Origin of the sequence: Kordia jejudonensis (genome assembly GCF_001005315.1) — a bacterium.
GTDB lineage: Bacteria > Bacteroidota > Bacteroidia > Flavobacteriales > Flavobacteriaceae > Kordia > Kordia jejudonensis.
On record NZ_LBMG01000005.1, the window covers coordinates 54581 to 67053 of the forward strand.

Genomic DNA, 12473 nt, shown 5'->3' on the forward strand with positions numbered 1-12473 from the left:
AACCCAAAACCCAAACCCAAAAACATGAAACAAACCTACATCATAGCTGAAATTGCACAAGCACACGACGGAAGTCTCGGAATGGCGCATGCGTACATTGATGCTGTAGCAAAAACGGGCGCTGATGCAATAAAGTTTCAAACACATATCGCTGCCGCAGAAAGTAGCATTCATGAACCATTTAGAGTTAAATTTTCCAAGCAAGATGCCACACGCTACGAATACTGGCAACGCATGGAATTTTCACTAACACAATGGAAAGAAATCAAAGTACATTGTGATGAAGTTGGGTTAGATTTTATATCATCTCCGTTCAGCAATGCGGCCGTAGATTTGTTAGAAGAAGTTGGTGTTTCCCATTACAAAGTTGGTTCAGGAGAAGTCAATAACTTTCTATTGCTTGAAAAAATTGCCAACACGGGAAAACCCATCATCATATCTTCAGGAATGAGTTCGTTTGCCGAATTGGACGCAACCGTAGCATTTCTCAAAGAAAAAAACTGTGAATTTTCCATCTTACAATGCACAACGTCGTATCCCACAAAACCCAAACAATTTGGCTTAAATGTAATTCAAGAACTAAAAGATAGATATCAGGTTACTGTTGGATTCTCAGATCATTCATCAACAATAGAAGCCGGAATTGCCGCTGCCACACTTGGTGCCGAAATCTTGGAATTTCATGTTGTGTTTGACAAAGAAATGTTTGGTCCAGATGCAAAATCATCACTGACATTTCCAGAAACAACACAATTGGTCAAAGCTGTCAGAAACATTGATGAAGCCTTACAGCATCCAATTGATAAAAATGACAATTCAGCATTCGCGACTTTAAAACAAATCTTTGAAAAATCGTTGGCAGTTAACAAAAACTTGCCAAAAGGACACGTGTTAACATTTAATGACTTGGAAGCTAAAAAGCCAAAAAACTACGGAATTGTTGCATCTGAATTTCAATCAGTTATTGGAAAAAAGCTGACAAAAGAAATGAAACAATGGGATTTTTTAACTAAAAATGATATTGCCTAACTCATGTTTGCATACCTACAACGCAAAATAGCAAAAAGCTACACAAAAAAAATTGATGCCGCTGGAGTATCACTATTTCGAATTTTATTTTCACTCACCATGTTGGGAGAAATTATCCAGTTATTCTACTTCCGACACCTCATATTTGACGCGGTACCGTTTATTCATGTTGCCGAAATCAACTTTGGATTGGGGTTACTCGTTTGGATGGCAGTATTGGTTTTTATGATAATTGGTTACCAAACTAAAATTGCAAGTATTCTCAACTATGTACTAACCTTGGTGTTTTTGGGCACAATCCATACGTTTGAATATCACATGTTTTATGCCTATTTGGGAATTACATTTTTAATGATGTTTATGCCGTTGGAACGCAAATATTCCTTACATAACTATTTAAAAAAACGAGCTGCTCAAAAAACAGGAGAACCGTATCAACCAAATCAAACAGTAAGTCAATTGCATTACATCGTACCTTTATTGGTTGGAGTCGGTTTTGTCTATTTTGATTCTATTTTCTTCAAACTCACCTCTTACAATTGGATGAATGGACTCGGAATGTGGTTGCCAGCAAGTTTGCCTATGATATCGCACGCTGACAACAGTTTTTTAATGAATATTAAATGGCTTGCCCTATTTTTAGGATATTTTACCGTACTATTCGAATTCATATTCATCTTCTTATTTTGGAGAAAAAAATGGCGACTTCCGATGTTTATCATAGGATTTATGTTGCATCTTGGAATCTTGATTGAATTTCCAATTCCTTGGTTCGGACTGGGAATCATTGCTATCTATCTCTTGCTTGTTCCAGTATCGTTTTGGAAATATCTCGAACAAAAAATAGGAAAAAAAGTAGTTGAAAATCAAGTTGTTACTCCGGAAGTGAATGAAAAACAAACGATAAAATACATTTCTTACGGATTGTTAGCGCTTTGTTTAATGCAATGCAATGCAACCTATCGTTCGCCGTTGATAAAGCAATTCACAGAAAAATCAGGTTTTGAACAAACAACTGTTGGAAATTTTATTGGAAAAGTTTCCGATAAAGCTGGTGTAGCAACCAGAATTGCCTTTGGAATCACAAAACACGGCGTATTTATGGACGCACATTTTGATGATTACAATCACATTGTTTCGGTACAATACATTGCCAAAGATGGTACTGAAATTTGGTTGCCAATTGTAAACGAAGATGGAATGCCCGAAAGTTACATATATGGCGCTAATTGGGTAAAATGGACGTTTCGAGTTGTTGGAACAAATGTAAATAACTATTATTTAACCGATGGCATCAAAGATTTTACCGCTTTTTGGGCACATAAAAATAATGTTGATTTAAACGATGCCAGATTTACAGTAAAAGTGAAAAAAGTTGAAACTCCAAGAGAATGGAAAAAAGACTTTTTACACAAACAACAGAAAAAACCTTGGATTGACGCTGGCGAAGTAATTTGGAAATCGAAAAAATTTGAAGCAAACATCGTAAACGTTGAATCTTTATAATAGCTGAATCTACAAAGCGTAATGTCGAAAAAACTCACCATCATACAATCAAACTACATTCCCTGGAAAGGCTATTTTGACATGATTAATCGTGCAGATATATTCGTGATGTACGATGAAATGCAATACACAAAAAATGATTGGCGTAATAGAAATATCATCAAAACGCAAACGGGAACGCAATGGTTGACCATTCCTGTGAAAATGAGCGGAAAATTTGGTCAAAAAATCAACGAAACCGAAGTCTCCAATACTATTTGGCGAAAAAAACATTGGAAAACCATTGTACAGAATTACAACAAAACGCCCTACTTTGAAACATATAAAGACATCTTTGAAAACTTATATTTACACAGTTCAGAAACAAATTTGTCAAACATCAATTGTGCCTTTATCAAAGCGATTAATACAATTCTAGGTATCAAGACACAGTTGATCAAAAGTAGTGAACTGGAATTTTCAGGAAATCGAAATGAGCGACTTATCGAAATTTGTCAAAAATTAAACGCAACAACCTATATTTCGGGTCCTAAAGCTAAAAACTACATGGAAATTGCGCTGTTCAACGCTGCAAATATCAATATTGAATGGATGGATTATACAGGATATCCAGAATACCATCAAAAATATTTGCCTTTTGAGCATGGTGTAACTATATTAGATTTAATATTCAATGAAGGCCCAAACGCTTACAAATTCATGAAAAGTTTCTAATATGGACATCTCAATAATTGTTCCTGTATACAACGGTGAAAAAACCTTAGAAGCACTGTATTCACAAATTGCAACATTCTGTGATGCGGAAAAACTACACTATGAAGTTGTTTTTGTTCATGATTGTGGTCCTGACAATTCGCTTTCCATTTTAAAAAAGCTACAAAAAAATCATCCGAAACATATAAAAGTATTACAGTTAACGCGCAATTACGGACAACACAATGCCATTATTGCAGGATTTGGTTCATGCGAAGGCGACATGATTATTACGATGGATGAAGATTTGCAGCATTTGCCAAAAGACATTAAAAATCTGCTCAACAAGCAAAAAGAAGGCGATTATGATGTTGTATATGGTGTTAACAAAACTTCCGAGCATTCGCGATTTCGAAACATCACGTCACGCATTATGAAAAAAGTGCTGTCGTATGCTATTGAAAACTTACATAAAGATTATTCCGCATTTCGATTAATCAAACGTGACATAGCGTTGCAACTGATAGAAATGCAAAACTCATATACATTTTTAGATGGATATCTCAGTTGGATTACCAACCACGTATCAAGCACAACAGTAGAGCACAAAGAGCGTTTCGCGGGCGAAAGTTCGTACACGATGAAAAAACTCATTGAGCATTCCATTAACATTCTCTTTACGTTTTCAAACATTCCCATTCGGATTTTATCCTATTCGTCCATCATTATATTTTTCATTACACTGATGTATAGTATTTACATTGTCGTTCGAAAATTAGTCTATGATGATTTAATTGCAGGTTTTCCAACGCTAATCATTGCCATCGGAATCGGCGTAAGCTTGCTATTGCTCGGTTTGGGAATCATTGGAGAATACACATACCGAATCAACTTAAAAACGACCAAGCGTCCAAACTATACCATAAAAAAGTAAATCGATGAAAAAAATCATGTTTCTTGTATCTGGTAATGGCGGAACGCTCAAATTTATAGTGGAAGCCAGCAAACTGCTCAATACGCCTTTTGAAGTGGTCGCTGTCATTGCAGATCGAAATTGTGGCGCATCGGATTACGCTACACAGCAACACATAGCAACAAAAATATTCGATTTTAAAAAAGACGGCTGGCAACAACTTTCAGAAGAATTACAACAGGTACAACCAGACATTGTCATTACCACAATTCACAAAATCATTCCAAAATTAGTCTTAGACCTCATTCCTGATAATTTTATAAACTTGCATTACTCATTGCTTCCTGCTTTTAAAGGATTCATCGGAATGAAAACCGTACAAGAAGCAAAAAAGAAAAACGTACAACTTATTGGCGCCACGGCACATTATGTAAATGAACATGTAGATGAGGGAAAAATAATCTCACAATGTGTATATGCTGTCGATTGGAATCAAGAAATAACGATGATTTACGATGTAATTTTCAAAAATGCTTGTATCACTTTGTACAATGCTTTATATATAATTGCTAATTTTGAAACAACAAGCGGTCATGTGGAAATTCAGCATAATGAAAAAATTATGTATCATCCGCCATTGCGATTTAACTCTCAAAAATTCAACACTACGTTTTGGAGCAAAATAAACTAATACCTTTCAACAAGCCATATATCATTGGAAATGAACTCTCGTACATCGCTGATGCTGTACAATACGGGAAAATATCTGGTAATGGAAAATATACCAAACGTTGTCAAGAATTCTTTGAAACTGCATACGGATTCAAAAAATGTTTGATGACAACTTCATGCACAGATGCGTTAGAAATGGCTGCGATATTGTTAGATATAAAATCAGGTGACGAAATCATAATGCCAGCATTTACCTTTGTATCTACGGCAAACGCCTTCATATTACGAGGCGCAAAAATTGTATTTGTGGATAGCAAAGAAAACAATCCAAACATTGATGAAACTAAAATTGAAGCGCTAATAACCGACAAAACAAAAGCAATAGTCGTAGTACATTATGCTGGAATGGCGTGCAATATGGATGAAATCATGCGGATTGCTAATCAACACAAATTATATGTTATAGAAGATGCCGCGCAAGCAATTGATTCGTTTTACAACGGAAAAGCATTAGGAAGTATTGGACACATGGGAACGTATTCGTTTCATGAAACCAAAAACATTCAATGTGGCGAAGGTGGCATGTTGATGATTAACGACGAAAAATTTAAAGAACGTGCAGAAATTATCTGGGAAAAAGGGACTAACAGAGCTGCTTTTTTCCGTGGGGAAATTGACAAATACGGTTGGGTTGATATTGGCTCCTCCTTTTTGCCCTCTGAACTAAACGCTGCATTTTTGTACGCGCAATTGGAAAATCTTGAAAAAATACAATCCAAACGCAAGCAAATTTGGAATACCTATTATTTGGGACTCAAATCGCTTCAAGAAAAAGGACATGTAGCACTTTTTAATCTGGAAGAAAATGTATCAAACGGACACTTATTCTATATAATTTGTAAAAATCTTCAAGAACGAAACGCGCTCATCAAACACTTGAAAAATAACGATATACATGCAGTATTTCACTATCAATCCTTACATTTAAGTGCTTATTTTAGCGATCAACATGATGGAAGAAACTTAGCAAATGTTGAAAAATACTCCGATCAACTTCTGCGATTGCCTTTATATTATGAATTGTCTATCAACGAAGTAGAAAATATTGTAGCAAAAATTAAGACGTTCTACGAAAATTAAAACCAACAATCAACAAATGAGCAAACGAAAAATATGTGCTGTAGTAACTGCACGACCATCATACAGTAGAATCAAAACTGCGCTCAAAGCCATTCAGGAACATCCAACTCTTGAATTGCAATTGGTCGTTGCGGGTTCTGCATTATTAGGTCGTTACGGAAATGCTGTCAATGTCATTGAAAACGATGGTTTTAAGATTGACGAAAAAGTGTTTATGGTATTGGAAGGAGAAAATCCGACCGCAATGGCAAAAACGACAGGCTTAGGCGTTATGGAACTTTCAAATGTGTTTTACAACCTAAAACCCGATGCTGTGATTACCATTGCAGATCGTTTTGAAACCATTGCAACCAGTATTGCGGCGGCGTATCAAAACATTCCGTTGGTTCACATACAAGGTGGCGAAGTTACAGGAAACATTGATGAAAAAGTACGTCATGCCAATACAAAACTGGCAGATTTACACTTAGTGGCGTCGGAAGATGCGAAGAAAAGAGTCATCAAACTAGGCGAAGATCCAGCATATGTACTAAACACAGGTTGTCCGTCAATTGACATTGCAAAACAAGTCTTAGAAAACAACAATCACAATATAGATTTTATCAAAAAATACGGTGGTGTAGGCGCCGATTTAGACATTTCTAACGGATATTTGGTAGTCATGCAACATCCTGAAACCAATCGATACCAATCGGCGCGAGAAGACGTGTTGGCAACCTTAAAAGCGATTCACGAGTTGAACATGCCAACATTTTGGTTTTGGCCAAACGTAGATGCAGGTTCCGATGGAACTTCCAACGGAATTCGTTACTATCGCGAAAATTTTAATCCACAAAACATTCGGTTCTTTAAAAACATGGAGCCAAACGACTTTTTGCATTTGCTAAAAAATAGCGATTGTTTGGTTGGAAACTCTAGTGTAGGAATCCGCGAATGTTCGTTTATTGGTGTGCCAACGGTAAACATCGGAACACGTCAAAATCGTCGTCAACGTGGAAAAAATGTATTAGATGTTGCCTACGATAAAGACTTAATAAAAGTCGCAATTCAGGAACGAATTGGAAAAAAAGGCATGCTTTCTGAGCATATTTACGGCGACGGAAACTCTGGAAAACGCATTGCTGACGCACTCGCAAACACAAAACTCATTGCACACAAAACGATTATGTATTAATTTTATGAGGAATGAGGAATGAAGAATGAGGGATTAGGAATTAGGGATTAGGGATTAGGGATTAGGGATTAGGAAAATATTGAGAAATTTTAACTAAACAACAGGCCAAGAGCCAAGACCAAAGAGGCAAAACCCAAGAAAATAGAAAATAGAAAATAGAACAGAGAAAAAAATTCATTGTATAATAAAAGCACCTAATTTCAACAACTAAACAACGTCACTTCGAGTGAAATTTCCCAAGAAATTTAGTATCGAGAAGTATTTGAAAAAAGTTCAAAATTTTAAATGCTAAATGTTGAATTTTAAATGAAGAAAGATATTTTCAAGACCCAAAGCCCAAGACCCAAGACCCAAGACCCAAAACCCAAAACCAAACATGAACATTCTAGCAGTAATACCAGCAAGAGGCGGAAGCAAAGGAGTTCCAGGAAAGAACAAAAAACTGCTCCATGGAAAACCGCTCATTCAGTACAGTATTGACGCAGCTTTGCAATCAAAACATATTTCTGAAGTTGTAGTTACGACAGATGACGAGGAAATTATGGCAATTTCTAAGTCGCTTGGCGCGAATGTTCCCTTTGTACGTCCAAAACACTTGGCGGAAGACACAACGCCGACGTTGCCCGTTATACAACACGTTATTTCTTACTTTGAAGCAGCAGGCAAACACTTTGACTCCATTTGTTTATTGCAGCCGACAAGTCCTTTTCGACCTGCAGGATTTTTAGACCAAGCATTGCAAACATTTCAAGAAAAACAAACAGATGCATTGGTTTCGGTTTTGGAAGTTCCGCATCAATATAATCCACATTGGACGTTTAAACCCAATAAAAATGGTATCTTACAGATCGCTACGGGCGAAAAACACATCATCCCAAGGCGACAAGAATTACCAAAAGCATATCACAGAGACGGAAGTATTTACATTACAAAAACGAAGATTATTCAAGATGAAAACTCATTATATGGAAATTCGTTAGCGTATATCGTTTCTGATGAAAAGTACTATGTAAACATTGATACGCCAGCAGATTGGCAACAAGCAGAAAAACTCGCTAAAACACTCGCGCTGTGAAATTTGAAAAACATACCATCACGAACTTTCATATCTCTTTTAACGGAGTACGTTTGCATGTACAACTTTTTAAAAAAGCCAATCAAGGAAGCACATTGTATTGGATAGAAAATGAAACGCATGAAATTATTTGGTATTCGTCAGATCATACAGAAGAAAAAATCACAAATTTCATTCAAAAATTTCAACAGAATTCAATAACTGCACTTTCCAAAATATATGACACATTTGGTGGAGTTTTTGAACTATTTATATTTGATAAAAAAAATTGCAAATTATTCACTGTAAATGATTTATATGGAGTGAATGGAAGTTATACTTCAGCTTATAAAAATCAACAACTTTTCTTTCTAAACTTTCAAAATTTCAACGAATTACGCATTCCGCTTGTATTAGATGAAGTTGGTATGCAAGTACATTTTACCTTTGGATATCAAGTAACGCCGTTTCCGTTACCGTATAAAAATATTACACGATTGCAAGGCGGAAAATTGCACAGTTTTGATGCAAATCTAAACGTAGAAAGTACCAAATTAGACATCAACTTTTCAGAAAAAAACAAAACATTTTCGCTCAAAGATGGGATAAATGTGTCCAATACTCTATTTTTTGGTGTAACAGCAGGAAAAGACAGTCTCGCATTGTTAAGTCAAGTTACAGAAGGCGATCAAGCAGTAAAAACGGGAAATTTCGGAAACGTATATTCGGCAGATGTATTGCAAGGAAAAGAAATCGCTATCAATTTAGACCTTTCTTACGAACACAATACGTTGTGCGATGAATTCGAATTTGAACACTACGCAACGCAAATTGCGACTATTTCAGGAGGTTTAGCAACAATTTCCTATGTTGACATGCTAAAATTTGCAGATGAAACCATTCCTAAAAATTACAGCTATGTCATGGGAGAAGCAGGCGAATGTGTACGCATGTTTTTCAAAAATGATGAAAATCTAGCACAAGCGATGCACAACTATATTACGCCAAAAGAATTTCTATCAGATACATTTACAGCTGATTACAACGAATTTATAAGTAATTATCCTGAAAATATAACATCGGCTGTTGCCGAAAATTACGCAGGAAATTCCAATGCTGAAAAGTTGCTCAATTTCTATCGAAGCGGACGTTTGCCAGGAAACTTTGGAAATCGTCACAAATTGTTGTCCGTTTTTAGAAATAAAATCACGCCATTTCTGCATGAAGACTTCATCAAAGCAACACACAATTTGTCGCATGATCATTACGAATTTGATCAAATTCACGAACAAATTATCTATGATGGAAACCAAGATTTATTACAATACTTCAAAAATCCAATTGTGTCAGATGTCAGTGTTCAAAATTGGTATCACAGACTGCAAAATGAAGTAGGAGAAACGCTGTATGACTTGTTAGAAAAGCACATTCACGCATTAAAAACTGTCTTCGACACGGAAAAAGTATTACAATTGGTAAAAAAACAGCAAAAAAGTCCGAATAGAGGACTATATTTTCTTTTCAGAATCCTTTCAATGGCTATATTTGTGGACAATATCAATAACGCTGTTGCCCCATGCGAAAAAAGATAATCTCCATATTTGTTGGATATCAAAGTTTTGAAAATCATTATGCAAGCAATTTCTTCAATCTTCCTGAGGAAATTGATATGCTGGTTTGGCACAATGTAAAATCTTCGGCATTAGAAAAATTGCCAAACTCCATTGAAACAAAGCAATTGCCAACCTTTGATTATAAAGGGAAAACAGACTTTTTGCGTTATCTAAAAGCGAAGTCTACCTTGCGTTATAATGATAAAATTCAAGCCAATAAAAATCATCTTCTGTACAGGGTTTCGCCAGGGAAAAGCAATTTGAAAAAGAAATTCAAATTTGGCTTAATCAATTTCATTTCCAAGTTTTACGCTTCAAAACCTGCCATTCAGAAATTGGAAGATTTGTATTTCAACTTGACTCGAAAATCAAGCTATTACAACGAATGTTTGGCATATTTACAAGCGGAAAAACCAACAATGGTCTATTGTTCGCATCAAGTGTCAAGTTTTTCGTTGGCACCTGTTATTGCAGCGCGCGATTTGGGAATTCCTGTTGTAAGTTTCATCCATTCGTGGGACAATCTCCCGAAAGGGAATAAAATGCTAAAAGCCGATCATTACTTCGTTTGGAGCGAATACATGAAGGAAGAAATGCAACAATATTATTCTGATGAAGTTCAGGAAAATAACATAACGGTTACAGGAACTCCACAATTTGCCTTTTACACCAAACCGGAATATTTGATTCCAAAAGAATTATTTTACAAAGCATACAACTTGCCGTTGGACAAAAAATTACTCTGTTTTTCGGGAAATTTTACGTCTATCGGAATGGACGATCCTTTGTATTTACAGGATTTGGCAGCAGCTGTTCGTGCGTACAATGAATTTCAATCGGTTCAGTATCATATCGTTTTGCGAGCAAATCCCGCAGATTACAATACAGGATTCACGCCCATATTAGAAAAATACAAAGATGTCATTACAGAAGTCATTCCCACGTGGAATGCTGACGAATTTCCATTGCCAAAAACATATCATGTAAATTCCAATTTAGGCGTTTTGTATAGTACATTGTATTACAGTGAAGCTATTTTTAACATTGGTTCCACCATGGCGCTTGACGCGATATTGCTGGGAAAACCAGCATTTTACTTTCATTACAAACAACTAAACGGACATAAAGACTTCAACATTGATCGTTTGTATCAATTTGTGCATTTTAAGACCTTTGACAAGCATTCGGAAGCTGTTCACATACTACGTTCCAAAGAAGCTATTGAAACCATGTTGCAAGATTTTGATAACTTGAAACATCAAAACAGTGTTGCACGTACCAATTGGGCGGAAAGTGTGGCAAAACATCCGTTAGATGAAGTTCAACAACGAATGCATGCAGCATTTCTAAAAATAGGAGGAAAGTAGCATGAGCAATACAGATTCCATTTCGCAAGAAACGCGTTCGAGAAAAATACTGAAAGTAGCATTGCTGTTTTTCATTGGTTCGGGGATAATTTTTATTGCGAAAAAACTATTTTTTGGAACTACAACTGTAGGTGATCCAGATCGATATATGGAGAGCTTTCGTTTTTTTCAAGAACATGGTTTTTATGAAGCAAGTGTAAAAGGAACGAGTTTATTGTACAATTTGGCAGCTTCCGTATTTTATAAGATATTTCAAGATGTTTCAACCGCTTTTATTGTAGTCAATATTCTAGTAGAAATATTACTTATATATATTGGTTTTCAGTTGCTTAAAAAAATAAAAGGCACTGTAGAAACGATCTATTTCTATGCGATTATTGCTTTATATGTGTTCATTACATTGAACATTCATGCATACGTGCGCACGGCAAATGATGCGTTTATGGCTGTGTTTTTAGTACTACTTTATTACATTCTTTTTTACAAATTAAAAGAAGCTACACGTCATACAAAATACTATATTTTTATTGGAATTTTACTCGGATTGTGTACCGCAATTCGTCCTACATCGTTATTTGCAATTGTGTTGGTTACGGTATTTTTTGGGATAAAATTCATATTGCAAAAAATACAATGGAAATCCTTACTACATGCGGGTTTTGTCATTGGATTTTCCTTCGTCACGATTGTTTCTATACTACATTATCCATCGTTAAAGGAAAATGGAACTGTTAGTTTTTACAATAAAAATTTTGATCCTGAAGTCAATTGGGTACAACGCAATTACTTGGGTTTAAAGAAAATACAGGAAGGAAAAGAACCTATTCATAAGAGTGCCATTTTCAATAAAACGCCCTTTAGTGAAGTAAAAGCGTATGTGCAAGAACACGGCGAAAACTCGTTACCGAAATCTCCTAGCGAATTCCTAAAAAAAGATCCAAAACTGTATAGTCAGGTTGTTGGGTACAATTTGGTATATTCGTTTGCAAAATTTTTCCGCTATTATGCCTTTTTACTATTAATTCCGTTGGTTATTTTGTTTAAAAAACCATTATTTTCAGATAAAAAATTGCCTTCTTGGCTTTTTATAACGTACACATTTTTAATTTGCATGTTGTGTTTCACGATGATGGAATACAGATGGTTTGTAGGATACGAAATTATATTGTTAATCGCAATACTGTCTAGCATTCCATTAGTTGTACAAAAATATCGAAAATCAACGGTAGATATGGTATTTTCTATATCTTTAGCACTGGTGTCAGTTTTTAACATAGCACTCACATTTTTCATATCATCAACCTATTAGATT

General features: G+C 35.5%; 11 protein-coding genes. All 11 read left to right on the plus strand.

Translation table 11 applies throughout. From position 1 onward, the window contains the following. The first annotated feature begins 24 nt into the window (after positions 1-24). The 11 genes from AA089_RS03875 (at position 25) to AA089_RS03920 (ending at position 12470) form a co-directional block, all read left to right on the plus strand. Positions 25-1029, plus strand: a complete 1005-nt coding sequence (locus AA089_RS03875) for an N-acetylneuraminate synthase family protein (RefSeq protein WP_046755607.1) — start codon at positions 25-27, stop codon at positions 1027-1029. A gap of 3 nt (positions 1030-1032) precedes the next feature. Beyond that, the gene (locus tag AA089_RS03880; RefSeq protein ID WP_046755608.1) at positions 1033-2535 is read left to right on the plus strand and encodes an HTTM domain-containing protein; all 1503 of its coding nucleotides are present in this window, start codon (positions 1033-1035) and stop codon (positions 2533-2535) included. Positions 2536-2556: 21 nt separating this feature from the next. Further along, positions 2557-3249, plus strand: a complete 693-nt coding sequence (locus AA089_RS03885; RefSeq protein ID WP_046755609.1) for a WbqC family protein — start codon at positions 2557-2559, stop codon at positions 3247-3249. 1 nt (position 3250) lies between these two features. Continuing rightward, entirely contained in the window at positions 3251-4162 is a 912-nt protein-coding gene (locus AA089_RS03890) for a glycosyltransferase family 2 protein (protein WP_046755610.1), read from the plus strand. 4 nt (positions 4163-4166) lie between these two features. Beyond that, complete coding sequence (gene purN / locus AA089_RS24160; RefSeq protein WP_082113194.1) at positions 4167-4832, plus strand: phosphoribosylglycinamide formyltransferase; 666 nt, start codon at positions 4167-4169, stop codon at positions 4830-4832. After that, positions 4814-5953, plus strand: coding sequence for a dTDP-4-amino-4,6-dideoxygalactose transaminase (gene rffA / locus AA089_RS03895; protein WP_046755611.1), 1140 nt, complete (start codon positions 4814-4816; stop codon positions 5951-5953). Before purN ends, rffA begins: the two co-directional genes overlap by 19 nt. Before the next feature lie 16 nt (positions 5954-5969). Then, complete coding sequence (neuC, locus tag AA089_RS03900; protein WP_046755612.1) at positions 5970-7127, plus strand: UDP-N-acetylglucosamine 2-epimerase; 1158 nt, start codon at positions 5970-5972, stop codon at positions 7125-7127. 376 nt (positions 7128-7503) lie between these two features. After that, a complete protein-coding gene (locus AA089_RS03905) occupies positions 7504-8202 on the plus strand; it encodes an acylneuraminate cytidylyltransferase family protein (protein ID WP_046755613.1) in 699 nt (232 codons plus the stop codon). Beyond that, the gene (locus tag AA089_RS03910; protein WP_046755614.1) at positions 8199-9773 is read left to right on the plus strand and encodes a hypothetical protein; all 1575 of its coding nucleotides are present in this window, start codon (positions 8199-8201) and stop codon (positions 9771-9773) included. Before AA089_RS03905 ends, AA089_RS03910 begins: the two co-directional genes overlap by 4 nt. Then, positions 9758-11161, plus strand: a complete 1404-nt coding sequence (locus tag AA089_RS03915) for a glycosyltransferase family protein (RefSeq protein ID WP_046755615.1) — start codon at positions 9758-9760, stop codon at positions 11159-11161. The genes AA089_RS03910 and AA089_RS03915 overlap by 16 nt, the downstream gene beginning before the upstream one ends. 1 nt (position 11162) lies before the next feature. Then, positions 11163-12470, plus strand: a complete 1308-nt coding sequence (locus tag AA089_RS03920; RefSeq protein ID WP_046755616.1) for a glycosyltransferase family protein — start codon at positions 11163-11165, stop codon at positions 12468-12470. Positions 12471-12473: the final 3 nt, after the last annotated feature.